The sequence below is a fragment of the Rhodoferax sp. BLA1 genome (genome assembly GCF_013416775.1).
In the GTDB taxonomy this organism is placed as follows: domain Bacteria; phylum Pseudomonadota; class Gammaproteobacteria; order Burkholderiales; family Burkholderiaceae_C; genus Rhodoferax.
In genome coordinates this window covers 469,885-494,852 of the sequence record NZ_SZVI01000013.1, presented here as the reverse complement: position 1 = coordinate 494,852, position 24,968 = coordinate 469,885, and the positions used below count along the sequence as shown (strand labels likewise).

The 24,968-nt window shown below is 62.3% G+C and carries 27 protein-coding genes and 1 riboswitch; of the genes, 17 read left to right on the top strand and 10 right to left on the bottom strand.

The window, feature by feature from the left end; translation table 11 throughout:
• Positions 1-30: 30 nt before the first annotated feature.
• Positions 31-825 carry an NAD(P)H-dependent oxidoreductase gene (locus FDG13_RS17750; protein WP_180132567.1) on the top strand — a complete coding sequence of 265 codons (795 nt, stop codon included), beginning with the start codon at positions 31-33 and terminating at the stop codon, positions 823-825.
• 53 nt (positions 826-878) lie between these two features.
• Here FDG13_RS17750 and recJ read toward each other — a convergent pair whose 3' ends face one another.
• Together recJ and FDG13_RS17740 are read right to left on the bottom strand one after the other, a co-directional pair.
• Entirely contained in the window at positions 879-2,600 is a 1,722-nt protein-coding gene (gene recJ, locus FDG13_RS17745; protein WP_180131408.1) for a single-stranded-DNA-specific exonuclease RecJ, read from the bottom strand.
• Entirely contained in the window at positions 2,597-3,544 is a 948-nt protein-coding gene (locus tag FDG13_RS17740; RefSeq protein ID WP_255435313.1) for a phosphoglycerate mutase, read from the bottom strand. The genes recJ and FDG13_RS17740 overlap by 4 nt, the downstream gene beginning before the upstream one ends.
• Positions 3,545-3,610: 66 nt before the next feature.
• On the opposite strand from FDG13_RS17740, the gene FDG13_RS17735 reads away from it, so the two are divergent.
• From FDG13_RS17735 to FDG13_RS17710, 6 genes are read left to right on the top strand one after another with little or no spacing between them, the layout of a single operon-like run.
• On the top strand, positions 3,611-4,867 hold the full coding sequence (locus FDG13_RS17735; RefSeq protein WP_180131402.1) for a lipoprotein-releasing ABC transporter permease subunit: 1,257 nt from the start codon (positions 3,611-3,613) through the stop codon (positions 4,865-4,867).
• Positions 4,860-5,576, top strand: a complete 717-nt coding sequence (lolD, locus tag FDG13_RS17730) for a lipoprotein-releasing ABC transporter ATP-binding protein LolD (protein WP_180131399.1) — start codon at positions 4,860-4,862, stop codon at positions 5,574-5,576. The genes FDG13_RS17735 and lolD overlap by 8 nt, the downstream gene beginning before the upstream one ends.
• 32 nt (positions 5,577-5,608) lie before the next feature.
• Entirely contained in the window at positions 5,609-5,992 is a 384-nt protein-coding gene (locus FDG13_RS17725) for a bacteriohemerythrin (protein WP_180131396.1), read from the top strand.
• Positions 5,993-6,009: 17 nt separating this feature from the next.
• Positions 6,010-6,906: a TatD family hydrolase gene (locus FDG13_RS17720; RefSeq protein WP_255435312.1), complete on the top strand. Its 897-nt coding sequence runs from the start codon at positions 6,010-6,012 to the stop codon at positions 6,904-6,906.
• Positions 6,903-7,349 (top strand): CoA-binding protein, encoded by a 447-nt coding sequence (locus FDG13_RS17715; protein ID WP_180131390.1) that lies wholly within the window; start codon positions 6,903-6,905, stop codon positions 7,347-7,349. Before FDG13_RS17720 ends, FDG13_RS17715 begins: the two co-directional genes overlap by 4 nt.
• A gap of 44 nt (positions 7,350-7,393) precedes the next feature.
• The gene (locus FDG13_RS17710) at positions 7,394-7,999 is read left to right on the top strand and encodes a 3'-5' exonuclease (protein WP_180132566.1); all 606 of its coding nucleotides are present in this window, start codon (positions 7,394-7,396) and stop codon (positions 7,997-7,999) included.
• An 88-nt stretch (positions 8,000-8,087) separates the two neighbouring features.
• On the opposite strand, the gene FDG13_RS17705 is transcribed toward FDG13_RS17710, so the two are convergent.
• Positions 8,088-9,065, bottom strand: a complete 978-nt coding sequence (locus FDG13_RS17705) for an EamA family transporter (RefSeq protein WP_180131387.1) — start codon at positions 9,063-9,065, stop codon at positions 8,088-8,090.
• Positions 9,066-9,135: 70 nt separating this feature from the next.
• Here FDG13_RS17705 and FDG13_RS17700 point away from each other — a divergent pair, with 70 nt between their 5' ends.
• The 4 genes from FDG13_RS17700 (at position 9,136) to FDG13_RS17685 (ending at position 13,222) form a co-directional block, all read left to right on the top strand.
• On the top strand, positions 9,136-9,603 hold the full coding sequence (locus FDG13_RS17700; RefSeq protein ID WP_218942785.1) for an Lrp/AsnC family transcriptional regulator: 468 nt from the start codon (positions 9,136-9,138) through the stop codon (positions 9,601-9,603).
• A gap of 122 nt (positions 9,604-9,725) precedes the next feature.
• Positions 9,726-10,688 carry a MoxR family ATPase gene (locus tag FDG13_RS17695; RefSeq protein ID WP_200224433.1) on the top strand — a complete coding sequence of 321 codons (963 nt, stop codon included), beginning with the start codon at positions 9,726-9,728 and terminating at the stop codon, positions 10,686-10,688.
• A 9-nt stretch (positions 10,689-10,697) separates the two neighbouring features.
• Positions 10,698-11,864, top strand: coding sequence for a DUF58 domain-containing protein (locus FDG13_RS17690; RefSeq protein WP_180131383.1), 1,167 nt, complete (start codon positions 10,698-10,700; stop codon positions 11,862-11,864).
• Positions 11,861-13,222 carry a DUF4129 domain-containing protein gene (locus tag FDG13_RS17685; RefSeq protein WP_180131379.1) on the top strand — a complete coding sequence of 454 codons (1,362 nt, stop codon included), beginning with the start codon at positions 11,861-11,863 and terminating at the stop codon, positions 13,220-13,222. The genes FDG13_RS17690 and FDG13_RS17685 overlap by 4 nt, the downstream gene beginning before the upstream one ends.
• Before the next feature lie 44 nt (positions 13,223-13,266).
• On the opposite strand, the gene FDG13_RS17680 is transcribed toward FDG13_RS17685, so the two are convergent.
• The 5 genes from FDG13_RS17680 to FDG13_RS17660 all read right to left on the bottom strand — a co-directional run bounded on the left by FDG13_RS17680 (position 13,267) and on the right by FDG13_RS17660 (position 16,605).
• Positions 13,267-14,532, bottom strand: a complete 1,266-nt coding sequence (locus FDG13_RS17680; RefSeq protein ID WP_180131376.1) for a sodium:proton antiporter — start codon at positions 14,530-14,532, stop codon at positions 13,267-13,269.
• Between the two features lie 77 nt (positions 14,533-14,609).
• Positions 14,610-15,248, bottom strand: coding sequence for a nitroreductase family protein (locus FDG13_RS17675; protein WP_180131372.1), 639 nt, complete (start codon positions 15,246-15,248; stop codon positions 14,610-14,612).
• A gap of 91 nt (positions 15,249-15,339) precedes the next feature.
• Positions 15,340-15,588 carry a hypothetical protein gene (locus tag FDG13_RS17670; RefSeq protein ID WP_180131369.1) on the bottom strand — a complete coding sequence of 83 codons (249 nt, stop codon included), beginning with the start codon at positions 15,586-15,588 and terminating at the stop codon, positions 15,340-15,342.
• Between the two features lie 72 nt (positions 15,589-15,660).
• Positions 15,661-16,290 carry a DUF938 domain-containing protein gene (locus FDG13_RS17665; protein ID WP_180131366.1) on the bottom strand — a complete coding sequence of 210 codons (630 nt, stop codon included), beginning with the start codon at positions 16,288-16,290 and terminating at the stop codon, positions 15,661-15,663.
• A 93-nt stretch (positions 16,291-16,383) separates the two neighbouring features.
• Positions 16,384-16,605 (bottom strand): hypothetical protein, encoded by a 222-nt coding sequence (locus FDG13_RS17660; RefSeq protein WP_180131363.1) that lies wholly within the window; start codon positions 16,603-16,605, stop codon positions 16,384-16,386.
• A 119-nt stretch (positions 16,606-16,724) separates the two neighbouring features.
• Between FDG13_RS17660 and FDG13_RS17655 the strand changes: the two genes are divergently transcribed.
• Positions 16,725-17,648 (top strand): M14 family metallocarboxypeptidase, encoded by a 924-nt coding sequence (locus FDG13_RS17655; protein WP_180131360.1) that lies wholly within the window; start codon positions 16,725-16,727, stop codon positions 17,646-17,648.
• A 48-nt stretch (positions 17,649-17,696) separates the two neighbouring features.
• Here FDG13_RS17655 and FDG13_RS17650 read toward each other — a convergent pair whose 3' ends face one another.
• On the bottom strand, positions 17,697-18,269 hold the full coding sequence (locus tag FDG13_RS17650; RefSeq protein ID WP_180131356.1) for a TetR/AcrR family transcriptional regulator: 573 nt from the start codon (positions 18,267-18,269) through the stop codon (positions 17,697-17,699).
• 69 nt (positions 18,270-18,338) lie between these two features.
• Here FDG13_RS17650 and FDG13_RS17645 point away from each other — a divergent pair, with 69 nt between their 5' ends.
• The 4 genes from FDG13_RS17645 (at position 18,339) to FDG13_RS17630 (ending at position 23,315) form a co-directional block, all read left to right on the top strand.
• Complete coding sequence (locus FDG13_RS17645; RefSeq protein WP_180131353.1) at positions 18,339-18,746, top strand: RidA family protein; 408 nt, start codon at positions 18,339-18,341, stop codon at positions 18,744-18,746.
• Positions 18,747-18,959: 213 nt separating this feature from the next.
• A riboswitch (cyclic di-GMP riboswitch) is annotated at positions 18,960-19,050 on the top strand.
• A 161-nt stretch (positions 19,051-19,211) separates the two neighbouring features.
• Positions 19,212-19,733, top strand: coding sequence for a chemotaxis protein CheW (locus FDG13_RS17640; RefSeq protein WP_180131349.1), 522 nt, complete (start codon positions 19,212-19,214; stop codon positions 19,731-19,733).
• A gap of 125 nt (positions 19,734-19,858) precedes the next feature.
• Positions 19,859-21,496 carry a methyl-accepting chemotaxis protein gene (locus FDG13_RS17635; RefSeq protein ID WP_180131346.1) on the top strand — a complete coding sequence of 546 codons (1,638 nt, stop codon included), beginning with the start codon at positions 19,859-19,861 and terminating at the stop codon, positions 21,494-21,496.
• Between the two features lie 121 nt (positions 21,497-21,617).
• Positions 21,618-23,315: a methyl-accepting chemotaxis protein gene (locus FDG13_RS17630; RefSeq protein ID WP_180131342.1), complete on the top strand. Its 1,698-nt coding sequence runs from the start codon at positions 21,618-21,620 to the stop codon at positions 23,313-23,315.
• Between the two features lie 113 nt (positions 23,316-23,428).
• On the opposite strand, the gene nudK is transcribed toward FDG13_RS17630, so the two are convergent.
• Positions 23,429-24,070: a GDP-mannose pyrophosphatase NudK gene (gene nudK, locus FDG13_RS17625; RefSeq protein WP_180131339.1), complete on the bottom strand. Its 642-nt coding sequence runs from the start codon at positions 24,068-24,070 to the stop codon at positions 23,429-23,431.
• Positions 24,071-24,160: 90 nt separating this feature from the next.
• On the opposite strand from nudK, the gene FDG13_RS17620 reads away from it, so the two are divergent.
• On the top strand, positions 24,161-24,919 hold the full coding sequence (locus FDG13_RS17620; RefSeq protein ID WP_180131336.1) for a DeoR/GlpR family DNA-binding transcription regulator: 759 nt from the start codon (positions 24,161-24,163) through the stop codon (positions 24,917-24,919).
• Positions 24,920-24,968: the final 49 nt, after the last annotated feature.

The window sequence follows — 24,968 nt, the reverse complement described above, 5'->3', positions numbered from 1 at the left end:
TCACCGGAAACAACACCTAATGGAGTATTTCTGGTGAAAACAGTTCTGATCGTCCATGCCCATCCCGAACCGGCCTCTTTGACCCGCCAACTGGTTGAGCTGTCTGTGCACACGCTTGAGCAGCAAGGGCATGAGGTACTGCAGTCCGACCTGTATGGCATGTCTTGGAAGGCCGTGTTCGACGGACTTGACTTCTCCTACCGTGTTGACCCGGGGTACCTGTCTTTTGTGGCTGAGTCCGGGCATGCCTATGCCAACGGGCACCAGGCCCCCGACGTTGCAGCTGAACAGCAGAAGGTGCTCGCTTCAGATGCTGTCATCTTCCAGTTCCCGTTGTGGTGGTACGGCATGCCTGCGATCATGAAGGGCTGGTTTGACCGGGTGTGGGCTTTGGGCCTGGCGTATGGCTACAAGGGCGCTGGCAACACCTATCGCTACGGTGATGGCGCGTTCAAAGGCAAGCGGGCCATGTTGTGTGTGGCGGTGGGTGGACCGGCGCAGGACTATGCACCACGGGGCATCAACGGGCCGCTGGAGCAGCTGTTGTTTCCGATCACACACGGTGCGCTGTATTTCCCGGGTTTTGATGTGTTGCCCAGTTTTGCCACCTATGGCAGCACGCGCATGACCTCTCAGGATGTGGACGCGGCCAAACAGGCGTGGCAGGAGCGACTGGTCCACCTGTTTGACGACGCGCCGATTCCCTTTCGGCGGCAAAACGGCGGTGATTACCCGGACGGCCATGTTCTGGCCGACCATGTCGCGGTGGGCCAAAGCGGCTTCTTGGCGCATATTGCCGACACAGCAAGCGCTGCAAACCCATAGAGGCGGATCAGGCCGCCACAGGGTTTGCGTCTGGCCTGGCGCTCGCGCTGGCCCTACAACTCAGCCGCCTCCACCAGAAAACGCACCTTGCGTTCGCCGCGCCAGCTGTCGGCATCGAGCCGGAACGCCAGTTTGACGCGCGCTGGCAGCGGTTCGGTGTGGCCAAACCAGATGCCGTCCACCGGGTCACCACGGTGTTTGAGCTTGAGCTGCAGGTGTTTCTCACCCACCAGCCGCTGTGACACCACCTCGACCTCTTCACTGAAGGTCGGCGCGGCAAAGCCCTGGCCCCAGACCTCGTGGTGCAGTGCATCCACCAGGTCCACCCGGCGGTATTCGGGCTTGAGCGGGCCGTCGGTGTCGATGCGGCGCATCAGGGTGGCGGCAGAGAGCCACTCCTGCGCCACCTGGGCCAGGCCTTGCTCGAAAATTTCAAAATGCTCCTCAGCGATGGTGCAGCCTGCCGCCATCGCGTGGCCACCAAAACGCAGCAACACACCGGGATGGCGTTTGGCCACCAGGTCCAGCGCGTCGCGCAGGTGAAAGCCCGGGATCGAGCGGCCCGAGCCTTTGAGTTCATGCCCATGGCCGGTGGCGCCACTGGGTGCAAACACAAAGGCCGGGCGGTGCAACTTGTCCTTGAGGCGCGAGGCCACGATGCCGACCACCCCTTCGTGGAAGTCGGGGTCAAACACACAGATGGCGGGCGGTGCCTCGGCGGTCTCTTCAAACAGCGACTCGGCCACCAGCAGCGCCTGCTCGCGCATGTTGCCCTCGATCTCGCGGCGTTCGCGGTTGATGTTGTCCAGGGTCTTGGCCAGTTCCAGCGCGCGGTTGGCGTCGTCGGTGAGCAGGCATTCGATGCCCAGCGTCATGTCCGACAGGCGGCCTGCAGCGTTGATGCGTGGCCCCAGCGCAAACCCAAAGTCAAAAGTGGTGGCGGCTGTGGCGTCGCGCGAGGCTGCTGTAAAAAGTGAAGCTAGACCGGCAGGCATCGCAAGGGTTCGGACCCGTTTTAAGCCTTGAGCCACGAGGCGGCGGTTGTTGGCGTCGAGCTTCACCACGTCGGCCACCGTGCCCAGTGCCACCAGCGGCAGCAGGGTGTCCAGACGTGGGCCGGTGCCTTCCAACAGCCCGCGTGTGCGCAGCTCGGCGCGCAAGGCCAGCAGCACATAAAACATCACACCGACCCCGGCGATGGACTTGCTCTCGAAGCTGCAGCCGGGCTGGTTCGGGTTGACGATCACATCAGCATCGGGCAGGGTGATCTGGCCGTCCACACTGGCGCACAGGTGGTGGTCGGTCACCAGCACCTGCAGGCCCAGCGCACGCGCGGTGGCAACGCCGTCAAAACTGGCGATGCCGTTGTCCACCGTGATCAGCACATCGGCGCCGCTGGCCTTGACCCGCTGCGAGATCGGTGGGGTCAGGCCATAGCCGTCCTGCACCCGGTCGGGCACGATGTAGTCCACATGTTGGGCGCCCAGCAGGCGCAGGCCACGGATGGCAACCGCGCAGGCGGTGGCGCCGTCGCAGTCGTAGTCGGCCACGATGCAGAGTTTTTTGTCCTGTGCCATGGCGTCGGCCAGCAGGCGCGCGGCCTCGGCTGTGCCTTGCATCGTGGTGGGGGGCAGCAGGTAGGTCAAGGCGGCGTCCAGCTCGGACGGGTCCAGCACACCACGCGCCGCATACAACTGCGCCAGCAGCGGGTGGATGCCCGCCTTTTCCAGCGCCCAGATCTGGCGCGGTGGTGCATCCCTGACTGTGATTTTCATAGCGTACCAATGAGTTCTGACAAGGGCTTGGGGCCCAAAAAGCTTTTGAGCTTGTGCCACACCGGCTGCGGCTGGATGTGCCAGCTGCGGCTGCTGCGTTCACCACACAGGGTCAGGCGCACTGGCTGGCGCGTGGCCGTGGCCTGCAACAGCGCCTGGATCTCGCCCGCGTCCAGCGCCTGCCAGGCTTGTAGCCAGTCAGACCAGTTGTCCGCCAGGGCCGGCTCACGCAGGTTTGGGATCAACACCGGGCGCTCACTGGCTGCAGGGGGCTGATAACCCACCGGCAAAGCGCCGCTGCCGTGGATCCAGAATGAGTTCACCGTGGGCAGGTTCATGGTGTCGCGTGCGTCGTTGACCGGGTGGGTGTAGAGCAGCATCTGCATCTCGTTTTGCAAACGGCGCAAGGTGGCGGCCTGGGGGGTGTTGTTCATCCAGTCGGCCAGATTGCGGCCCACCACCCGGTCGGGTGAGGCGGTGGCCAGTTCGGCAAACACCTCGCCCTGCGCCAGCCAGCGCCCGGGCTGGTCGGCGTACAGCCGGATGCCATCTTCTTCAAAATACGGCTGCATGGCGGCCAGCAGGGCGTCCGACTGCGCGGGCGACAGCGCGGGTGGGGGCAACGGGCTCATCGCCACATGGCCGGTGTTCACTTGCCAATGGCACAGGCTGATAAACGCCCAGGCGCTGTGGGGTGCCGCGCTGTGGCAGGTCTGCTGGGCGTGCAGGGCTGCCAGGGGGATCTTGCCGTCAACCACTGGCAGGCCCAGGGCCGCTGCCAGGGCGCGTTCGTGGGGCGGGGACAGGCTGCGTTCCTCGCCGATATCGGCAGGCAGGGGGCTCAGGCGGGCCAGCAGTTTCTGCAACATCGGCAGCTGCAACTTGGCCAGGGCGTCCGCAAAACCCTGCGAAGCACTGGCGGCAAAAGGAATGATCAGGTGCATGGCGCGCATTGTCCCGGATAATCGCGCCCTGACTTGGCGGCACCCCGCCGCAACTGCCTTGACCTGATGCCTACTCCTTTTGAACTTACCCTCGGTTGGCGCTACACCCGCGCTGGCCGCGCCACCCGGCGAAACGGGTTCATTTCCTTCATCTCCGGTGTGTCCATGTTGGGCATTGCGCTCGGGGTGGCGGCACTGATCATTGTGCTGAGTGTGATGAATGGCTTCCAGAAAGAAGTGCGTGACCGCATGCTGGCGGTGGTGTCGCACATCGAAATTTTTGCGCCCAACGGTGAAGCCCTGCCCGATGTGGCACGCACCCTGGCCGAGGTCCGGGCCAACCCGCAAGTCATCGGTGCTGCACCTTTCATAGCTACCCAGGCTTTGCTGGCAAGGGGTGAAGACATGAAAGGTACGCTGGTTCGGGGCATTGACCCGGCCCGCGAACCCGATGTCACCGACCTCGCGGTGGATTTGAAAGACGCTGCCCTGGCGCGTCTGGTGCCGGGTGAGTTTGGCCTGGTGCTCGGTGGGGAGCTGGCCCGTTCGCTTGGTGTGCAGCCCGGTGACAAGGTCACGCTGGTGTCGCCCAGCGGCCAGGTCACACCGGCCGGTGTGGTGCCGCGCCTCAAACAGATGACGGTGGTGGGCACGTTTGACTCGGGCCACTATGAGTACGACTCGACCTTGGCTCTGATGCACATCGAAGACGCCCAGCGCGTCTTTCGCCTGGAAGGCCCGACCGGCGTGCGGGTGCGCCTGAAAGACCTGCACCAGGCCCGCACCGTGGCCGCCGAACTGGCCGGCACGATGACCGACAACCTGCTGATCCGCGACTGGACGCGCCAGAACCGCACTTGGTTCGCTGCGGTGCAGCTCGAGAAACGCATGATGTTCATCATCCTGACCCTGATCGTGGCGGTGGCGGCTTTCAACCTGGTCAGCACCCTGGTGATGACGGTCACTGACAAACGCGCCGATATCGCCATCCTGCGCACGCTGGGCGCCAGCCCGGCCAGCATCATGGGCATTTTTGTGGTGCAGGGCGCGATGGTGGGGGTGATTGGCACCCTGGGTGGCCTGGCGCTGGGCCTGGCGGTGGCGTTCAACATCGATGTGATCGTGCCCGCGATTGAGCAGCTGTTACACACCACCTTTTTGCCGCGCGACGTGTATTTGATCAGCCGCATGCCGAGTGAGCCGCAGCAGGCTGACATCCTGCCGATTGCCTTGATCTCTTTGGTGCTGGCCTTTGCCGCCACGCTTTACCCAAGCTGGCGCGCCAGCCGCGTGAACCCCGCCGAGGCTCTGCGTTATGAGTGATATCAACCAGTCAAAGCTTGTCTTGAGCGCGCGTGGCCTGACCAAACGGTTTACCGAAGGTCGGCTCGATGTGACGGTGTTGCAGGGCGTCGATCTGGACGTGTCGGCCGGTGAGACGCTGGCGATTGTGGGCGCCTCGGGCTCGGGCAAAAGCACCTTGTTGCACCTGCTGGGCGGCTTGGATGCGCCCACCAGCGGCTCGGTGGCCCTGCTCGGGCAAGACCTGGCGCAGCAAAATGCGGCGCAGCAAGGCCGTTTGCGCAACCAGCATCTGGGCTTTGTTTACCAATTCCACCACCTGCTGGCCGAGTTCAGTGCCCAGGACAATGTCGCCATGCCTTTGTGGATTCGGCGCTCAGACCGGGCGCAGGCTGCGCAGATTGCCGCGAAAATGCTGGCCGATGTGGGCTTGAGCGACCGGCTGGCGCACCGGCCCAGCGAGTTGTCAGGAGGGGAGCGTCAACGGGTGGCCATCGCCCGCGCCCTGGTGACCCAGCCCGCCTGTGTGCTGGCTGACGAGCCCACCGGCAACCTGGACCGCAACACCGCGCATGGCGTGTTTGACCTGATGCTGGAGCTGGCGCGCACCCAGGGCACGGCCTTTGTGGTGGTCACCCATGATGTGGCTTTGGCCGCACGCTGCAGCCGCCAACTGACCCTGGTGCAGGGTCGCCTGGCCGAGGCTGAGCTGGCGCCTGCCGGTGTGTGACGGTGGACTTCTTTACAGTTGGAGCAGCAGGTATGAACATGGAATGGCAAGAGAAATACAAGATCGGTAACGCCGATATTGACGCCTCGCAAAAGGCACTGTTTGAGCTGTTCAGCCAGATCGCCAGTTCGGACGACTGGATGACCCTGCGGCCGATGATCGTGAGCCTGTTCAAACACATGCAAACCCAGTTTGAACTCGAAGAGGCGCTGATGGCCCAGGTCAACTTCCCTGGCGCACAGGCCCATGCCCAGGACCACCAGAATCTGCTGGCCCGCCTGCGTGACCGCAGCATGGACGTGGGCAAGGGCCACATGAACAAAAAAGCCATTGTGGGTGTGACCACCGACTGGGCACACCGCCACGTGGTCAACCAGGACGCTGAACTGGCCCATTACCTGGCTGCCTGGGCCTGATGCCAGCCCGCAACACCATGCGTTGGATCGACACCCATTGCCACCTGGATGCACGTGAGTTTGGGGCCGGAGCCCAGCAACAACGGGAGCTTGCTGCTACACATGGTGTAGCGCACTGTGTGCTGCCCTCGATCTGCGTCAACAACTTCGAGGCGGTGCGCACGCTGGCCTACCGCCATCTGGACAGCTACTGCCTGGGCATCACGCCGATGAACGTGCCTTATGCCGCAGAGGACGCGCTGGAGCGCTTGACCAGCACCTTGCATCAGCAACATGAGGACCCGCGCCTGATGGCCATTGGCGAGATCGGGCTGGACTTCTTTGTGCCTGAGTTGTGCAAAAGCCCGATGCGCGAGCGCCAGCAGGACTTCTTTCGGGCCCAGCTCAAGCTGGCGCGCAAGTACGATTTGCCGGTGGTGGTGCATTCGCGCCGCGCGGTGGACCCGATTCTGAAAATGATGCGTGAGGTGGCCGGCCCGGGTGGCCGCTGGCGCGGTGTGGTGCATGCTTTTAACGGCAGCCTGCAGCAGGCCCAGGCCTTTATCCAGCTTGGTATGCGTTTGGGGTTTGGTGGCGCGGTGACGTATGAACGGGCCAAACAGCTGCGCAGCCTCGCCGTCGATTTGCCGCTGACGGCCATCGTGCTGGAGACTGACGCCCCCGACATGCCACCGCGCTGGCTCTACAAATCCGCCGAGCAGCGTGCGGCAGGTGAACCCCAGGGCATCAACTCCCCGGCCGAGTTGCCGCGCATCGGCGCTGAACTGGCCGCCTTGCGTGGCATCAGCGTGGAGGCCCTGGCAGCAGCCACCACCCACAATGCAATGGAGGCTTTTCCGCGCCTGGCCGCGCTGCTGTCGGCAGACCGTGCGCTGGACGCGGCCCGGCACCCGACCGAGACCACATCATCATGAGTACCCCCCCGTCTGAACTGAACGAGCAGCAGGCTGTTGACCACATCCTGACGCATTGCCGAACCGTGGCCGTGGTGGGCCTGTCGCCCAAAATGCACCGTGAGAGTTACGGCGTGGCGCAGTACATGCAGGCGTGCGGCTGGCGTATCGTGCCGGTCAACCCGGTGGCCGCTGCCAGCGGGCAGACGATCCTCGGTGAAAAGGTCTACGCCACCTTGACCGACGCTGCGGCGCATGAAGCGCTGGACCTGGTCAACGTGTTTCGCAATAGCGAGGACGTGCCGCCGGTGGTGGACGAAGCCATCACGCTGGGCCTGGGTGCCATCTGGCTGCAACTGGGCATAAGCCACAACGAGGCTTTGGCCCGCGCGCGTGCTGCCGGTTTGTTGGCGGTGCAAAACCGCTGTCTCAAGGTGGATCACGCGCGATCGCTGTCCCGATGAGTTCAAGCCCCGACAACACTGGCCCACGCGGCCCCCAGCAGTTGATGCCCAAACCGCGCACCCGCCTGGCCACACCGGACAAAGAGGCCATTGCGCTGCTGCCCGAGTTTGAGCGGCTGGGTCTGGACCGGATCACGCTGGTGACCACCGGTGAGCAAGCGCGTGCCGCCGCTGCCGCACTGGCCAAGGCCCCGGCCTGGGGGTTTGATACCGAGTCCAAGCCGACTTTTCGCGTGGGTGAAATGTCAGACGGTCCCCACATCCTGCAGCTCTCAACCCGCGAGCGCGCCTGGGTGTTCCAGTTACATGACCCGGCCTGCCGCGCCGTGGCGGCTGAGCTGATGGCGCTGCCTGGCTTCGTCAAGGCCGGTTTTGGCCTGGGGGATGACCGTAAACGCATCATCGCCAAGCTTGGTGTGCAACCCATGGGTGTGCTGGAGCTCAACAGCGTGTTCCTGGAGCGCGGTTACCGCAAGGACATGGGTGTCAAAGGCGCGGTGGCGGTGCTGTTTAACCAGCGCTTCATCAAGTCCAAAAAAGCCGCCACCAGCAACTGGGCCAATCCGCGCCTGAGCGAAGCACAGCTGGTTTATGCCGCCAACGACGCGTATGCGGCGATCCGGGTGTACGAGGCGCTGGCTTTGGCGTGACCGGCTGAGCACGCAAGCCAGACGTCTCTGCTCTGGCACTCTCGATTGATCGTGTTTTTGGCCTGTGGCCCTTTGAGTAAAAGGGCTGTCAGCTATTTTGTTGGTAGCATTTTTTGGCTGTTGGGGTGTTGGCAGACCATCGCCCCAGCTTCTTCTCTGTCAATGCGGCCACCAGCGTGGGGCCATACAGAATCATGGCCAGCGCAGCGGCAATCAAGGGCAGGGCGGCAAACACCCAGCCGGTCAATACCTCATGCCCAAAACCCGCACCCACCAGCAGTGCCACCGCCGGGTTCACAAATGAATAACTGCCAGCCACTGCGGCGCTGGTGTTTTTCAACAACCATAAATAAGCGTTGAGCGCAATCAGTGTGCCAAACACCAGCAAATAGGCCCAGGCCAACCAGCCGGTGCTGGTGACGTTGGCCAAGCTGTCGTGTGGCTCCAGCCAGCTGGACAACAACAAACCCATGGCCCCACCCACCAGCCATTCCGACGAAGCGGCCATGGCGGGGCTGGGCAAATCCAGCCGACGCGACGCGTAGGAGCCCATGCTCCAGCACAGGGGGGCCGCAAAAGCGGCCAGCGCCCCCAGCCAGTTGGCAGAAAAATCGCCTTCGAGTGACAACAGGGCTGCGCCTGCCACACCCAGTGCCAGCCCGATCCAGCTGGTGTAGGGGACTTTTTCGCCACCCCAACGGGTCCACAAGGCCAGCCACATGGGCATGGTGGTGATCACGGTGGCCATCAGCCCGGAGCCGATGCCGTGTTTTTGGGCAAACACCACCAGGTTCATCGCACCAAACACCATCAGCCCACCGACCAGCGCCGCATTGCGCCACTGCCGTGCGGTCGGCAGCTTTTCACCGTGCCACAGCCCCCAGGCCAGCATCACCACCCCAGCCAACACAAAACGGGCCCCATTCATCCAGATGGCGGGCATGCTTTTCAGAGCGATGGCCGTGGCAAAGTAGGTGGTGCCCCAAACGATGTAAACCAGCAACAAAGCCGTCAGCAGCGCCCAAAAAGGCGGTTGGCGCAAGGATGTGTGTAAGTTGGTAGGCATATCGTCGAGAGGGCCGTAAAATTTTCGGCAATTGAAACAATTTTGTAGATATTACACAAAAATAACCATCATGCAAACAAATGTTCAGATTGACGCGATTGATGCAGGAATTATTACGGCCCTTGGGGAGGACGGCCGACGTTCTTACGCTGATGTGGGGGCCGATGTGGGTTTGTCCACCGCAGCGGTGCATGAGCGGGTGAAGAAGATGCTCGAGCGAGGTGTGATCCGTCGCTTCTCCATCAGTGTGGACCCCGAGAGTGTGGGTTTGAGTTTTACCGCCTTTGTGGCCATTCGCAACGACGGGGGTGTCCACTGCCGCGAAGTGGCCCCGCGTTTACGCGAGATAGCGGCGGTGCAAGAGTTACACAGCGTGGCCGGTGAGTATGACTTTTTGGCCAAAATCCGCACCAGTCAGGCCCGCGAGCTCGAAGCCGTGCTCTACCAGATCAAGGCCATCCCCGGGGTCGCCCGCACCACCAGCACCGTGGTGCTGAACACCGAGTTTGAAGACCAGCCGCTGCGACCGCTGATTTAAGCGCAGCAGTTGTTCATCGGCCTGCGCCTGGCGCATCAGGACCGGGTTGCGCGCTCGGCTTTGCCACGACCCGACTGCTCTGGGGCTGCCCTTAGAATTTCTCCCAAAAGGGAGGACGCCAATTGAGCACATCACAAGCGCCGGTCTGGTCGGCCAAAGACGCAGCGAACCTGTCACACACCATCGTCCACAACGTCGAGCAGGTCCTGCAAGGCAAACACCTGCAGGTGGAGCAGGCCCTGGCTGCGGTCATGGCCGGTGGTCATGTGTTGATTGAAGACGTCCCCGGCCTGGGCAAAACCATGCTGGCGCGGGCGCTGGCGGTGTCGGTCGGGCTGTCGTTCAAACGCATCCAGTTCACCGCCGACCTGATGCCCTCGGACATTGTGGGCGGCCCGGTCTACAACCCTAAAGACGGCAGTTTTGTGCTGCGCCCGGGGCCGGTGTTTGCCAACATCGTGCTTGCTGATGAAATCAATCGCGCCAACCCGCGCGCCCAGTCGGCGCTGCTGGAATGTATGGAGGAGGGCCAGATCACGCTGGACGGCCAGACGGTGGCGCTGCCGGCGCCGTTCACCGTGTTGGCCACCCAGAACCCGATCGACATGGCCGGCACCTACCCGCTGCCCGAGGCGCAGCTGGACCGTTTTTTGATTCGCCTGTCGCTCGGTTACCCCGATGCCGAGACCGAGGCCGGGCTGATCACCAGCCAGCAGTTTTCGCACCCGATCACCCGTTTGCAGCCGGTGTGTGCTGTGGGGGACTTTGCCCGGCTGGTGGCTTGTGCACACGATGTCACCGTCACCCCCGAAATTGCCCGTTTTATGACGGCCATTGTGGCCGCCACCCGCAGCCACCCGGCCATCCGTTTTGGCGCCAGCCCGCGTGGCACGCTGGGGCTGGCACGGATGGCGCGCGCGCTGAGCTGTCTGCGGGGGCGCTCCTATGTTGACCCGGCGGTGGTGCGTGAGGTGGCGGTGCCGGTGCTGGCGCACCGCATCATTCTGCAGAACCAGGGCAGCACCCCGAAGTCGGCAGAGGCTGTGATCCAGGATATCTTGTTGTCCCAACGCACCCCACAGTAGGCCTGCGCCATGGAAAGCTGGCTGAGCAAGTCGCGCGTGTTGCTGGCGCTGTGTGCGGTGCTGCTGATGGCCGCCATCAATCGCCACGACCCGATGGTCTACGCCATGTTCCTGTTTCTGGTGGTGGTGACGGTGCTGGGGTTTGGCTTGCCCTGGTTGTCGCTGCGTGGCACCACGGTGCACCTGTCCGCCAAGGCCAACACCGAGGTCACCGAGGGCGAGGTTTGTCCACTGGACCTGGTCTTGGAGCGCAGCACACCCTGGCCGGCGTTCATGGTGATGGTAGAGACCGAGTGGATCTGGGCCTCACAACGTCTGGTGCTGAGCCAGACGGTGCCGGTGTTACGCGCCGGGCATCTGCCGGACCTGGGTGGTCTGTTGCGCTTTCCCTGCCGTGGTTTGTACCAATTGAACGCCGTGCGGCTGTCCAGCGGGTTCCCGCTGGGGCTGGTGTCTGCCCGGCACGGCTTGCAGCGGCCCGAGATCACCCAATATGTGTTGCCCCAGCCGCAGCCGGTGCACTGGCCGTTGCCCTGGGACGTCACCGACGACCCGCAGGGTGAGTTGAGCACCCGGCGTATGGGCCAGTCGTTTGAGCTGGGTTTGCTGCGCCCCTACCAGCAGGGTGAACCGGTGGGTCGGGTCAGTTGGCGCGCCTCGGCCCGGGTGGGTGAGCTGGTGATCCAGCACTTTCAGCAAAGTGGCTCGGTCCGCCTGCGGCTGCTGGTCCAGGCGCCGCGCGCCCCGGCGCTGGGGGAGCCCGACAGCGCCGGTGAACAAAGCATTCGCCTGGCGGCCGGGGTGGGTGAGGCCGCCTTGAACAACGGTGCACAGCTGTTCTTGTACCTCGACACCCAGCCAACACCGCTGCGTGACGGACTGCGCTTGCGTCGGGCCTTGGCCGAGGCCTTGCCCACAGACACCAGCCTGAGCCAGGCCGTGGCGCGGCTGGCGCAGGACACTGCACCCGGGGAACAGGTGGCCGTGGTGGTGAGTGGCAGCCAGGCCGCACCTGAACTGCTGGCCGCCTTGACCATGTTGGCCAACCAAGCTTGCCGGGTGCTGGCCTGTATCGCGGTCGGGCGCCGGGCGCCAGCGCAGGAGCTGCAGCAGGCCCGCCAGCTGGCCCACACGCTGACCCAAGCCGGTTTTGCCACGCTGCTGGAGTTGCCATGAGCCGCACCCCCGCCCGAGGCCGTGTGGTCTTGCCCGAGGCCGAGCCCCGGCTCAACAGCCGCACGGTGGTGGCGCTGACGGGCTTGAGTTACCTGTTTGTGGGGCTGGGTTTTTCGTACCTGGACCGGCGTTATGGCTACTTTGCGCTCGAAGGCACGTTGTGGCTGGTCTGGGCGCTGCTGGGTTTTGGGGCGGGCACCCTCAACGCTTTACGCCCGCCAGCGGCCGGGCGCGGCTTGTGGCTGCTGATGGGCGGGGTGGGTGGTGTGCTGGCGCTGTTTCCGGGTTTTCTGATGTTCAACCTGCTGCGCTGGACCGGTCTGACACTGATGATCGTCATGGGGGCGCGGGCGGTGTTGCTGCGCACCCGGCGTGATTTTTACCTGACGCTGATGGTCATTTTTGTGGTCAGTTTCCTGGTTGGCACCCATGGCAACGCTGACTGGACGCTGTGGTTTTACCTGGGGCCGGCCTGGGTGTTGGGTGGCCTGGCGCTGGCTTGGGAGCACGCGGCGGGTGTCAAGTTGTCGCGCTGGGTCAAGGGGGGGATGACGCTGGTTTTTATGGCGGTGGCGCTGATGCTGGCGGTGGGCTTGTTTTTCTTTGCACCCCGCCCGACGGTGCTGGGTTTTGGGTTTTTGCCACCTGGCACCGACACCCCGGGCCGGTTCACGCAACCGGCGGGTCCCGGGGATGGCTTTTCCAACTTGGGCCAGGGTGGCAGCGGTGGCCAGGGGCCAGGGCAGGGCGGTGTTTCAGGCGGGGCTTTGGGCGAGACGGGTAGTCCCTGGGATGCCCTATTGCAGGACATGCGCCGCGCCTTGTCGGACGGTTTTATCCCGGACTGGCAGCGCAGCCTGATGCAGAAGCTGCTGGATGCGGCGCAGTCCCTGCGTGAGGGGCTGAGCGGGTCGTCCACGATGCAGCTTGAGTGGGTGCCTTTGTTCAGCATCAACCTTTGGCAGATGCTGGCTTGGCTGCTGGCCGCCTTGTTGATCAGCTGGCTGCTGTGGCGATGGCGCTGGCGTGTTGGTTTGGTGCTAATACTGGGCTGTGCCTGGTTGCTGGCGCATCTGTACCCGTTGGCGTCGATGTGGCTGTCGGCGCGGGCCTTGCGCTGGTGTTTGCAGGCCCATGGTCACCCCAGGCAGCCGGGCCAGTCAGTGCGTGAGCATTGGCTGGCCACGCCCGGTTTGGCGCCACTGGCACGGCGCTGGCTGGGGGCTGCCGCCGACAACTACGGCGAAGTGCGTTTTGGCGGGCTGCCTGCCACCCCACAACGGGCACTGACCTTGCGCGAAACCGTGCAGGGGGTGTGTGACATCCTCACCGGTGCAGCGCCCGAGTTGGCCAGATAATTGACCTCTAGCCCTTTTGATAAAAGGGCCAGGTGCTATCAAAATCACTGGTTTTTGGGTTTGCCACGGCGCCAGAACAGGCCCAGCAGCGGTTTGACACTGATGCCGTGCACCAGGATCGACATCGTCACCACAATCAGGGTGAACTGGATCAGTTGCAGGGCCAGGTCTTGCGGCAGGCCGTGCTGTATGGCGTACATCAGGTAATACAAAGAGCCGACCCCACGCACCCCAAACCAGGCTGCCAGACCCTGAATGCGCCACGGTGTGCCACTGCCCGCCAGGCCAACAAAGACACTGAGCGGGCGCGCCACCAGAAACAGGAACAGCGAGAGGCCCACCGCCGCCCAGGTCCAGGAGTTGAGGTACAGCGTGCCACCGACCAGGATCACCAGCAGCATCTCTGACAGGCGCTCCAGATGTTCCTTGAACACCAGTGAGCCTTCACTCACGGTGGGCAGTGGCTCGGCGTTGTGGGCGGCGGGTGTGGTGTTGGCCAGCTTCTGCTCGGTCTGGCGCAGTGCCACTGCGGCAAAAAACACCGCCAGAAAACCCCAGGCATCGACCATCACACACAGGCCGTAGACCACAGCAATCAGCCCCAGACCCAGAAAATCGTCCATCAGTTGGTGCTGGTGGGGTGCACGGCGTAATTTCCAGCCCAGGCGGGCCAGTGCCACACCGGCGGCCACACCAATGGCCACCGCGCTCAACGTGGCCCAGAGCACCTCCACCAGCCACCATCGCGTGCCATAGTCGCCGCCCAGGTCGTGTAAGCCGAGCAGGCCCAGGCCCAGCATCACAAACGGGAAGGCGCTGCCGTCGTTCATGCCGGCCTCGCTGGTCAGGGTGAAACGCAGCAGGTCGCGGTCACCTGGGTGGCGCACCTGCACATCGGTGGCCAGCACCGGGTCGGTCGGCGCCAGGATGGCGCCCAGCAACACACCGGCGCCCAGTGGTAAATCCAGCAGGTAATAACAAAAGGCCGCCACCAGCCCCACGCTGATGCCCATGGAGGCGGTGGCCAGCAGGATCGGCGTGCGCCAGCGTGGCAGGTTAAAGGGCACCGGCATCTTGACACCGGCAGAGAACAGCGAAATCAGCACCGCGACCTCGGTCAAGGTCTCCAGCAAGGCTGATTCTTGGAGGGGATTGAAGTGGAACAGGTGGAGCGCACTCGGCCCCACCAGCAAACCAAAGACCAGATACAGAATGGACGAGGTCACCGGCGAGCGCTGCAGCAGCGTGGCGGTGAGACCCCGTACCAGGAGCAAGGCCCCGATCAGCACAAACCAGTGCTGGCTAGCCATCACAACAACCCAAGTACATGGGCATCAGTGTAGTCACCGCCGGGGCGGCTTGGACCCCGGCGGCACATGAAACTGGCTTATTGAACCGTGCTGACAAACTGCTCAAGCGGGCGGCGCACCTTTTTCAGGTTCACCAGCCAGTCCTGGTCGGCCTGGCGGTAACCCAGCGGCACGATGGCGACACTGCGCAGGCCACGGGCCCTCAAATCCAGGATCTTGTCCAGCGCGTCCGGGTCGAAGCCTTCCATCGGGGTGGCGTCCACCTCTTCAAAGGCGGCAGCAATCAGCGCTGCACCCAGCGCAATGTAGGCCTGGCGCGCGGCGTGTTCAAAGTTGACCTGCGCGTCACGCGGCGGGTAAGCGGCCAGCAGCTTCTGGCGGTAGGCTTCCCAGCCCTCGTTGGTGCCACCACGCTGGGCATTGGTCATGTCAAACATGGCGTTGATGCGCTCGGGCGTGTAGTTGTCCCAGGCGGCAAACACCAGCAGGTGGGAGCCGTCGGTGATCTGGCCCTGGTTCCAGGCGATGGGTTTGATCTGTTCGCGCACCGCTTTGTTGGCGACCACAATCAGTTCAAACGGCTGCAAACCGCTAGAGGTGGGGGCCAAGCGGGCGGCTTCCACAATGCGGTCAACCTTGTCCTGGGGCACGGCCTTGGCCGGGTTCATTTTTTTGGCGGCGTAGCGCCATTCGAGCTTGTCGAGCAGTTCAGACATGGGGGGCTTTCATCAGGGGTAAACAACGACGCCGCACGGAGCGACGTCGGTTTTAACTGGGGGCGCCTAGCGCTTTCGCAAGGGAGGTGTGTCAGTGGGTGACAAAGGTGTAGGTCACCTCTTCGGTCTCGACCATGTCCAGGATGTCGTTGAGCACGGTTTCGTCTTCGCTGCTGGTCCAGGTATCTTCCGGGTCGCTGGCAAACAGCGGTTCGATCGCCAGGTCCAGAAACTGTTGGTTGGGCAGCTGCACGACGTGGCCGCCGTTGGAGGTTTCCACCAGTTCCCAGTCGTCAGGAACCGACATTTCCAACTGGATGGTGACATTGAGTTTTTTCATAAGAGCCTTTGTGGGTGAGAAACCAGTGAGCTTAGCCGAGTTGTGTTGTGCTGCCGGGCCAATACCGCGCCATCAACCCGACACACGTTGCCATACCAGCAGCAGGTTGTTGGCGGGCATGGGGTGGCGCTGCTGCAGTTGCAGACCCGCTTGGGCTGCCTCTTGTGCCACCGTCTCACGCCAGCGCACACCCCAGGCCGGGTTGCGCTGGCGCAGGCTGGCATCAAAGTCCAGGTTGCTCTGGGTGGTGGGCACGTCATTCTCAAAATACGGGCCGTAGGTGATCAACCGGCCTTGCGGCGCCAGATGCCGCGCCGCGCCATGCATCAGCCCGGCACAGGCTTCCCAGGGTGCAATGTGCAGCATGTTGGCGCAAAAAATCATGTCAAAGCAGGGCAACTCGCCGGTGGCCGGATCGCCGAGCAGCCAGGTTTCGGTACACACGTCCAGCAGCCGTGGCGCCAACACATTGGGCACACCCGCCTGGGCGACATGGTGCTGGATACTGGCAAAACCCTGAGGCTGTTGATCGCTGGGTTGCCAGGTCCAGCCGGGCAGATGCCGGGCAAACCAGGCTGCATGTTGGCCGGTGCCCGAGGCCACCTCCAGCGCCGCACCCTGGTCGGGCAACAAGGCCAGCAGCTTGTCCAGGATCGGGTGTTTGTTCTGCTCCGCAGAGGGGCTGAAGTCGGGTGGTGGCATGGGTGGCATCCGGAGGTGTGAATCCACAGATGATATCGGGCTCTGGCCCTTTCTCAGTCAGGGAAGCTAGCTATCAAAAATGCATAAACTGATTCACTTCTTGGCCAGCGTGATGCGCTTCTGGCGCACGTATTCGTTGAATTGTGTCAGCGGCATCGCCGTTAGTCCCGCCGCGCCGTTGTCGGCAGTCCAGCTCAGGGTGGCGCTGTTGGCAGCGGACAGGTCGACCTCGACCGGCCCCTGCGGGATCACCAGCGGCTCGCCGTCGCCAGGGGTGTAGGTCACATGGTCGTTGATGGTGGCGTGTTGGGTCATGGTGGGGCTCCTCAAACAGGACATTACATGTCGCCAGGGCAGGGCAGTCTGTTAACCAGCACACCGGCCAGATAATGGCGCTCTCATTTTTTAAGCAGCCCAGACCGGGCCCCTTGTCCATGCCTTCTTCCCCTTTTTATCCCATCGGCACCCCGGGCCAGCCTTGGGGCGCCCCAGAGTTGGCCCAGTGGCGCGCACGCCAGGTACGCCAGCGCAGTTATGTTGACGATGTGTTGGCCGCCATTGAGCAACTGCGCGAGTCTTTTGACGTGGCAACTTATGGCGTGGTGGTCTACGGCGACGAGCACTTTCCGCTGATGGCCATCCGCAGCCGCCACTGGCAGCCTGACCTGCCCGGTGTGTTGGTGACGGGTGGTGTGCATGGGTATGAGACCAGCGGTGTCCACGGCGCGCTGCGTGTTTTGCAGGACCTAGCGCCCGCTTATGCAGGCCGGGTCAACCTGCTGGTGGCGCCCTGTGTCAGCCCCTGGGCCTATGAACGTGTCCAGCGCTGGAACTTTGACGCCATCGACCCGAACCGCTCCTTTCGCGCGGACAGCCCGGCGCAGGAGTCGGCCGCGCTGATGGCCCTGGTGGCGCCGCTGCGCGGCCAGTTTGTGGCCCACATCGACCTGCACGAAACCACCGACAGCGACGAGTCCGAGTTCCGCCCGGCTGTGGCCGCACGTGACGGCAAAGTGTTTGAGCCCAGCACCATCCCCGATGGCTTCTACTTGGTGGACGACAGCGCCAACCCGCAACCGACCTTCCAGCAGGCCATCATCGAAGCCGTCGAGAAAGTGACCCACATCGCCCCGGCCGATGTCCACGGCGGCATCATTGGCTCACCGCTGGTGGCACACGGCGTGATCCACTACGCGATGAAAGCCTTGGGCCTGTGCGCAGGCATCAGTGACGCGCGCTACACCAGCACCACCGAGGTCTACCCCGACAGCGCCCGCGCCACGCCCGAACAATGTATTGCCGCGCAGGTGGCGGCGGTGGGGGCGGTGCTGGCGTTTGTGTGTGAAAGTGGCCACTAGCCGTTTTGGATATTGGGCAAATTGCTCCAAAAAATAGAGCGCTCTGCGCTACAAGACGGCGCGTAAAACAGCCGACACCTGGTCGGTGGTGGGTTTGGGCGCCTGCCCCGTCGCATACATCAAGGTGATGCCATCGATCAAGGCCGCGCAAGTTGTGAGTGGCGTATCGGCCTGGCCGTTGGAGATCAGCTTGACAAAAAACTCAATGGGCCGGCGTGCCGCCGTGGTCAACTGGTCACCCACACCGGCCAGGTCCTCGCGACGGGCCGAGGCCAAGGTCAACTCCACCCGCGCCAGAAACAGATGCCTTTCATCGTCGGCGTAGGCCACCAGTTCGTCGGCCACATAGGCAATCGCGGCCTCCAGGCCCTGTTTGGCGGCGATGTCTGCAAAGCCGACCTGCAGCACATCACACTCTTTTTCCAAAAGCCCAGCCAGATGTTGTGAGGCCGCCAACAGAAGGGCGGCCTTTTTGGGGAAGTAATAGGTCGTCGACCCCTGTGGCAGGCCCACCAGCTCATCCACGGCGCGGTGTGTCACACCTTCCATGCCGCGAGTGGCCAGCAGCTCAATCACCCCACCCAGGATGGCGTCCCGCCGGTCAGTTTTGTTGGTGGACATACGCACTCTTCAAATGTAGAGATAAAATCTTCATAAAACTTGTTTTTCGCAACTATCTTAGGATTATCCATGGCGCCAACCATCGTTCGTTTGAACCCAGCCAGCTTGCCCGATGCCGCCGCGATGGGCTATTCACAAATCTCCATCGTCGAACCCGGCCGCATGGCCTATGTCTCGGGCCAGGTGGCCTGGCGCCCGAACGGCGAACCGGTGCCCGCTGATGTGGCTGAGCAAATGAAAATTGTGGCTGCCAATGCCAAAGCGGCTCTGGATGCCCTGGGCGCCAGCCCGGCGGACATCGTCATCGCACGCTGCTTCATGACCAATTTGACCCCCGACAGGTTGAACCAGATTTTTCCACCCTTGCTGGACATGTTCAACGGCGCCATGCCGTGTATCACCGGTGTGGGTGTGGCGGCCTTGGCGGCGCCTGACTTGCAGGTGGAGCTGGAGTTGACGGTACGGCTGCCGGGTTAAGCGGTACCGCTGCCGCGCTACACACGAGCCAACTATGGCTGCACACGGTGGCGGGTGAACTGATACTGTGAAAATTGGCCTCTAGCCCTTTTACAATAAGGGTTGTCTGCTATCAAAGTAGGGTTTTTTGTTGCGGTACTACCTCACCTGAAAGACCCCTTCGTTTGTTCAAGCTATCTCCGTCGTTGACCAAACTAGGGAAAACCCTAATAATTCGGCCTTTGGCACACTTGAGCGAAAGCCAAGGTCGCAAAGCCTCCGGTCTGACACCTGCCAAAGCGGGAAAGACAGCGGGGTTGCCGCAGAAGTCGAGCCCAGTGACGCTGGCGCGCTGCTTCTGCGCACGGTCATACCCTTGTCTGGCCGTTTGTGTTCCTCCTTCCTCTCAGGCAGCCTTCGCCATAACAGCGTCTAGGCCCGTCTGGTGACGTCCTGAATTGTTCATGGCAACAACACAAGGACAACATGGAAAACACAGCCACCTATGACACAGCTTCCACCAACGCCAGGCCTGCGGAGAAAGCCGCACGCGAGTACCTGAGTTTTCAGCTCGGCTCGGTGGAGTACGGCATTGACATCCTCAAGGTGCAGGAGATCCGCGGCTTCGAAACATCGACCCGGATGTTCAACGCACCACCCTATGTTCTGGGGGTGCTCAATATGCGTGGTGTCATCGTGCCGATTCTGGACATGCGCCTGAAGTTCGAGATGGCCGAGGTGGCCTACAACAGCCAGACCGTGACGATTGTGCTCAACGTGGCCAACCGGGTGGTGGGCATGGTGGTGGACGCTGTGCAAGACGTGGTGGCGATCCAGGCGGCTGAGGTCAAGCCAGCGCCGGATTTCAACGGTGCGGTCAACACCCAACACATCATTGGCATTGCCACCGTGGACCAGGCACAACAGCAACGCATGCTGGTGCTGCTGGACATCGAAAAACTCATGTCCAGCGCCGACATGGGGTTGGTGGCTGAAGCGGTGGCCTAGACCCCCAGCACATTGGCACGACATACCCACCCGCGTCCCAGAACACAGCAACAGAGCGCGCCCCGTCTGGCACTGTTGCACCGCCGTTGACAAGCCTTCCCACCGTCTCTCTGAAAAACATCCCTATGAATCGCTTCACACTTTCTATTGGCCAGCGTTTGGCCGCTGGATTTGCACTCATCCTGTTGCTGGCCATGGTCATCTCCGGCATTGGCCTGTGGCGGCTGCTGGAGACCGCCCGAGACACCGAAGCCATGATGGGTGCGCCCTTGGCCAAGGAACGCCTTGCCAGCGACTGGTCAACCTACGTCAATGCCGCAGTGCGTCGCACCAATGCCATTGCCAGAAGCACTGACAGCTCGCTGGTGCCCTTTTTTGCAGCCGACGCGCTCGTGACAGGCAAAGGCGCTTCCGAGGCACAAAAAGCCATTGGGGAGTTGCTTGAGGGCAGTGAAGAAAAAGCGCATTTTGAAGAACTGGCAAAACTTCGCCAAAAATACGGCCAAACCCGCGACAACATCACCGAGTTAAAGAAGATGAGTCGGCTGGAAGAAGCCGGCAAAGTGATGAACGAGGAGTACATGCCACAGGCCAAGGCCTACCTCAGCAGCATTGAAGCCTTCAAACAGCTGCAGCGCCAGGCCATTGATGCCCGTGCCGCCGAAATCAAGTCGCTCAACCAAACCAGCTCAACATTGCTGGTGGTACTGAGTGTGGTCATGTTGCTGTTGGGTGCCACCGTGGCGTGGCTGATCACCCGCGCCATCACCACACCCTTGCAGGCGGCTATGATGGCAGCCCGCAGGGTGGCCTCTGGTGATCTGAGCCACACCATCGTGGTGCACTCGCGCGACGAGACCGGTGTTTTGCTGCAGTCTTTGCAAGAAATGCAGTCCCAACTGGGCAGTGTGGTGGCCCAAGTGCGTGGCAACGCAGAAAGCCTGGCCACCGCCTGTGCCGAAATTGCCCAAGGCAACCAGGACCTCTCCGGCCGCACCGAATCTCAGGCCAGCGCATTGGAGCAAACCGCAGCCTCCATGGAGCAACTGTCCTCCACCGTCAAACAGAACGCCGACAACGCGCGCCAGGCCAACCAGCTCGCGCAAAGCGCCAGCTCTGTGGCCATCCAGGGGGGGGAAGTGGTGGCCCAGGTGGTCGACACTATGAAAGGCATCAACGAATCCAGCCGCAAGATCAGCGACATCATCAGTGTGATCGACGGCATCGCTTTCCAGACCAACATCCTGGCCCTGAATGCTGCTGTCGAAGCCGCCCGTGCCGGTGAACAGGGCCGTGGTTTTGCGGTGGTGGCCAGTGAGGTGCGATCCTTGGCTGGCCGTAGTGCCGAAGCCGCCAAAGAAATCAAATCTTTGATCAGCGCCAGTGTGGAGCGGGTTGAACAAGGCACCAGCCTGGTCGACCAAGCCGGTGCCACCATGACCGAAGTCGTGTCTTCTATTCGCCGGGTCAACGACATCATGGGTGAGATCAGTGCCGCCAGCACCGAGCAAAGCCAGGGGGTCAGCCAGGTGGGTGATGCGGTGACACAAATGGACCAGGCCACCCAGCAAAACGCCGCCTTGGTCGAAGAAATGGCCGCCGCTGCCAGCAACCTCAAAATCCAGGCGCAAGAGCTGGTGGGTACGGTGGCGGTGTTCAAGCTGGTTGCAGATGGCACCCACCAGTCAACTGCAGCCTCACAAGCTGCTGATCTCAGCCCAGGGTGGACAACGCAGAAGCTGACGTTTGCTGCGCAAGCCTGACGCCCCACCATCGCCAATCCCCCAGGCTTCGACTTGGGGGTGCGTCGCCGACGCTGTGGTGTGTTGCCCCAGCGCATGGGATACCCACTCGGCAATCACAACGCCCCACTCAAAAATCGACATGAAATTCCGTTCCAGAATCATCAGTTTTGCTGCCTTGCCTGCTGTCTTGTTTGTGCTTGCCCTGGTCTGCAGCATTGGCTCACTGATCAACACCCGAAGTGACTTTTCTGCGTACATCAACTCCGAACAGGCGATAGAGCGGGGCTTGTCGGAGATGTATGCCCAAGGTTTGCAAATGGGTCAGGCTTTGCGCAATGTGGTGCTTGACCCGGCCAACCCCAAAGCCATGGATAACTTGAAAGCCGCTCAAAACGACTTTGCGAAGGCCATGGAGCAAACCCAGAAGAGTGTCAAAGGCAGTCAATTTGAAGCCGCGTTTGCGAAGTTGCCGGCGCTGCGTGCGGCCCAGGCGCAAGCACAGGAAAAAGTGCTCACTCTGGTGGCGTCGCCAAGCGAAGCCATCGTTTTGCTCAACAGTGAAGAAACACCAGCTTGGCGCAAGTTAAAAGCGGAGCTCTTGCAACAAAAACAAGCCGCAGTCGACAGCGCCAAGGAGGCGCACCAAGTGTTCAGCCAAAACGTGGAGCGGGCCATCACCGTCTCCATCAGCGTGAGTTTGATCGCCGGGTTGGTGGCGATAGGTCTCAATCTGTTGATGCTGGTTACCATGCGCAAAGAGCTGGGTGGTGATCCCGCCGAGGCACGTGAGGCTTTGTCATCCATCGCGCAAGGTGACCTGGCCTCCAGCATTGTGAACACCGGCAACAGCAACAGTTTGATGGGTGTCCTGCTTCAAATGCGGACATCCTTGACCGCCGTGGTGGGCGTTGTGCGACACGGTTCCGAATCGGTGGCCACCGCCAGCTCTGAGATCGCCCAGGGCAACAACGACCTGAGCCAGCGCACCGAAGAACAGGCCAGCGCCCTCGAAGAAACCGCAGCCAGCATGGAACAACTCAGCTCCACCGTCAAACAAAATGCCGACAACGCCCGCCAAGCCAACCAGCTCGCCCAGAACGCCAGCAGTGTGGCCATCAAGGGCGGTGAAGTGGTGGCCCAGGTGGTTAACACCATGAAAGGCATCAACGAATCGAGTCGCAAGATCGGTGACATCATCAGCGTGATCGACGGCATTGCTTTCCAGACCAACATCCTCGCCCTGAATGCTGCGGTGGAAGCGGCCCGTGCTGGAGAACAAGGCCGTGGCTTTGCTGTGGTCGCCAGTGAGGTGCGCAGCCTGGCCGGCCGCTCAGCTGAAGCCGCCAAAGAAATCAAATCTTTGATCAGCGCCAGTGTGGAGCGTGTTGAACAAGGCACCAGCCTGGTCGACCAAGCCGGTGCCACCATGACCGAGGTGGTGGCTTCCATCCGTCGGGTCAACGACATCATGGGTGAAATCAGCGCCGCCAGCAGCGAACAAAGCCAAGGTGTGGGCCAGGTGGGTGAAGCCATCCAGCAGATGGACCAGGCCACACAACAAAACGCCGCACTGGTGGAAGAAATGGCTGCTGCTGCATCAAGCCTCAAGAGCCAGGCACAAGAGCTGGTGGGTACGGTGGCAGTGTTCAAACTGGCGGCGGGGCAGGAGCGTGGATTCTCAGCACCTGCAACACGTCCGGCTCCAACAGCCACCCCCAGCGTGCCCAAACCAGTGGCAGCGAGCAAGAAAGTACTCGCCAAGGCGACGCCCCAAGCTGCGGCCTTGAGCCACAACAGCCAGGCCAAGGCGGGTGGTGATGAGTGGGAAAGCTTCTAAGCGACAAACCCTCGCCCCTGGTGTTGAGTCAAGCCAGTGCCTGGCACGCACCAGGCACACCTCGGCAAAAACGGTTGAGGGTTTCGGCGGGAATTGGTGCAAAACCGGGTTAATCAGATCGCTGTCACTTGCGCAACGCTGCCGTGGGCAGCCATCAGCGCCACATGTTGCAGCAGCAAGATCGTTTTGCCGTCCTGAATCTTGCCGCTGCTGATGGCGGCCAGGGCTTCGGCCAGCGGCATCTCGATGACCTCGATGTCTTCTCCTTCATCCGCCATGCCACCGCCTGCATGGAGACGGTCTTCGGCCCGGTAGTCGGCCACAAAGAAGTGCAGCTTTTCGGTCACCGACCCGGGGCTCATGTAGGCCTCGAACACCTTGCGTGGTGCACGAATTCGGTAGCCGGTTTCTTCCTCGGCCTCACGGCGGATGCAGGTTTCCGGGTCGTCACCATCCAGTAATCCCGCGCAGGCCTCGATCAGGTAACCATCAGCGTTGCCGTTGATCAAGGTGGGCAAACGGAACTGCCGGGTCAGCACCACCGTGCTTCGGCGCGGGTCAAACAAAAGTAAGGCCGCGCCGTTGCCCCGGTCATAGGCCTCGCGGCTCTGGCGCTGCCAGCTGCCATCGCGGCGGCGCAATTCAAACGTGATCTTGCGCAACACATACCAGTCGGCGGACAGCACTTGAGCATCCAGCAGCCGCACGTGCTCCGCGTTGATGTGGATGGGGGCGGGTTCTCTGCTTGTGGACATGGTGGCTCCAGAAAGTTAAACGTGCAATATCGTGCATTATTGCGTAAAATCGTGCAATCACACATTTGACCAAACACGCGGCTCACACAGATGCTCACCAGCCAACGCAAACAACTCATCCTCAGTCGCCTCACACGCGACGGCCAGTTTGTTGCCAAGACCTTCAGTGAAGAGCTGGGCATTTCAGAGGACACGGTGCGGCGCGATTTGCGTGAACTGGCCGCTGAAGGTCTGCTGCAGCGTGTGCACGGTGGTGCCTTGCCCGCCTCGGCGGCGGTGGGCGACATGCGGGTGCGCGCGCAACTCGCCCCTGATGACAAACGCCTCTTGGGCCGCGCCGGTGCCGCGCTGGTTCAAGCCGGGCAGGTGGTTTTTCTGGATGGTGGCACCACGTCTTTGCAGGTGGTGCAGCATTTGCCGCTTGACTTGTCTGCCACCGTGGTCACCCACAGCCCGACGGTGGCGGTGGCGTTGGCCGAGCACCTGGCCATTGAGGTGCTGGTGCTGGGTGGCCGCTTGTTCCGCCACTCGATGGTGGCCGTGGGCGCCAGTGTGATCGAAGCCATCGCCCGCGTGCGGGCCGACCTGTACCTGATGGGGGTGACCGGTGTCCACGCCGAGGCCGGGCTGACCACCGGTGACTTTGAAGAGGCGGCTGTGAAACGTGCCCTGCACGAACGTGCCGCCGAAACCGTGGTGCTGGCCACCCTCGACAAACTCGGCGCCGCGTCTGCCTTTACGGTGGCACCGCTCAACGCCCTGGCGACTCTGGTCGTGCCAGCAAACATTCCTGACCGTGTGTCAGACAGCCTGCAGAGCACCGGGGTGAAGCTGGTGTTGGCGCAGTGATCCGGTTTGCCTCGTGCTGAGGTTTGTGAGACAAATTGGCCTCTAGCCC

Excerpts from the sequence above, each read along its gene's own strand:
- FDG13_RS17680 (WP_180131376.1), bottom strand. The coding sequence starts at position 14,532 with ATGGCTAGCCAGCACTGGTTTGTGCTGATCGGGGCCTTGCTCCTGGTA.
- FDG13_RS17620 (WP_180131336.1), top strand. The coding sequence starts at position 24,161 with ATGCTCACCAGCCAACGCAAACAACTCATCCTCAGTCGCCTCACACGC.
- FDG13_RS17645 (WP_180131353.1), top strand. The coding sequence starts at position 18,339 with ATGGCGCCAACCATCGTTCGTTTGAACCCAGCCAGCTTGCCCGATGCC.
- FDG13_RS17660 (WP_180131363.1), bottom strand. The coding sequence starts at position 16,605 with ATGACCCAACACGCCACCATCAACGACCATGTGACCTACACCCCTGGC.
- FDG13_RS17665 (WP_180131366.1), bottom strand. The coding sequence starts at position 16,290 with ATGCCACCACCCGACTTCAGCCCCTCTGCGGAGCAGAACAAACACCCG.
- FDG13_RS17635 (WP_180131346.1), top strand. The coding sequence starts at position 19,859 with ATGAATCGCTTCACACTTTCTATTGGCCAGCGTTTGGCCGCTGGATTT.
- FDG13_RS17720 (WP_255435312.1), top strand. The coding sequence starts at position 6,010 with ATGCGTTGGATCGACACCCATTGCCACCTGGATGCACGTGAGTTTGGG.
- FDG13_RS17640 (WP_180131349.1), top strand. The coding sequence starts at position 19,212 with ATGGAAAACACAGCCACCTATGACACAGCTTCCACCAACGCCAGGCCT.
- nudK (WP_180131339.1), bottom strand. The coding sequence starts at position 24,070 with ATGTCCACAAGCAGAGAACCCGCCCCCATCCACATCAACGCGGAGCAC.
- recJ (WP_180131408.1), bottom strand. The coding sequence starts at position 2,600 with ATGAAAATCACAGTCAGGGATGCACCACCGCGCCAGATCTGGGCGCTG.
- FDG13_RS17735 (WP_180131402.1), top strand. The coding sequence starts at position 3,611 with ATGCCTACTCCTTTTGAACTTACCCTCGGTTGGCGCTACACCCGCGCT.
- FDG13_RS17715 (WP_180131390.1), top strand. The coding sequence starts at position 6,903 with ATGAGTACCCCCCCGTCTGAACTGAACGAGCAGCAGGCTGTTGACCAC.
- FDG13_RS17685 (WP_180131379.1), top strand. The coding sequence starts at position 11,861 with ATGAGCCGCACCCCCGCCCGAGGCCGTGTGGTCTTGCCCGAGGCCGAG.
- FDG13_RS17675 (WP_180131372.1), bottom strand. The coding sequence starts at position 15,248 with ATGTCTGAACTGCTCGACAAGCTCGAATGGCGCTACGCCGCCAAAAAA.
- lolD (WP_180131399.1), top strand. The coding sequence starts at position 4,860 with ATGAGTGATATCAACCAGTCAAAGCTTGTCTTGAGCGCGCGTGGCCTG.
- FDG13_RS17690 (WP_180131383.1), top strand. The coding sequence starts at position 10,698 with ATGGAAAGCTGGCTGAGCAAGTCGCGCGTGTTGCTGGCGCTGTGTGCG.
- FDG13_RS17700 (WP_218942785.1), top strand. The coding sequence starts at position 9,136 with ATGCAAACAAATGTTCAGATTGACGCGATTGATGCAGGAATTATTACG.
- FDG13_RS17670 (WP_180131369.1), bottom strand. The coding sequence starts at position 15,588 with ATGAAAAAACTCAATGTCACCATCCAGTTGGAAATGTCGGTTCCTGAC.
- FDG13_RS17705 (WP_180131387.1), bottom strand. The coding sequence starts at position 9,065 with ATGCCTACCAACTTACACACATCCTTGCGCCAACCGCCTTTTTGGGCG.
- FDG13_RS17710 (WP_180132566.1), top strand. The coding sequence starts at position 7,394 with ATGCCCAAACCGCGCACCCGCCTGGCCACACCGGACAAAGAGGCCATT.
- FDG13_RS17630 (WP_180131342.1), top strand. The coding sequence starts at position 21,618 with ATGAAATTCCGTTCCAGAATCATCAGTTTTGCTGCCTTGCCTGCTGTC.
- FDG13_RS17655 (WP_180131360.1), top strand. The coding sequence starts at position 16,725 with ATGCCTTCTTCCCCTTTTTATCCCATCGGCACCCCGGGCCAGCCTTGG.
- FDG13_RS17650 (WP_180131356.1), bottom strand. The coding sequence starts at position 18,269 with ATGTCCACCAACAAAACTGACCGGCGGGACGCCATCCTGGGTGGGGTG.
- FDG13_RS17740 (WP_255435313.1), bottom strand. The coding sequence starts at position 3,544 with ATGCACCTGATCATTCCTTTTGCCGCCAGTGCTTCGCAGGGTTTTGCG.
- FDG13_RS17725 (WP_180131396.1), top strand. The coding sequence starts at position 5,609 with ATGAACATGGAATGGCAAGAGAAATACAAGATCGGTAACGCCGATATT.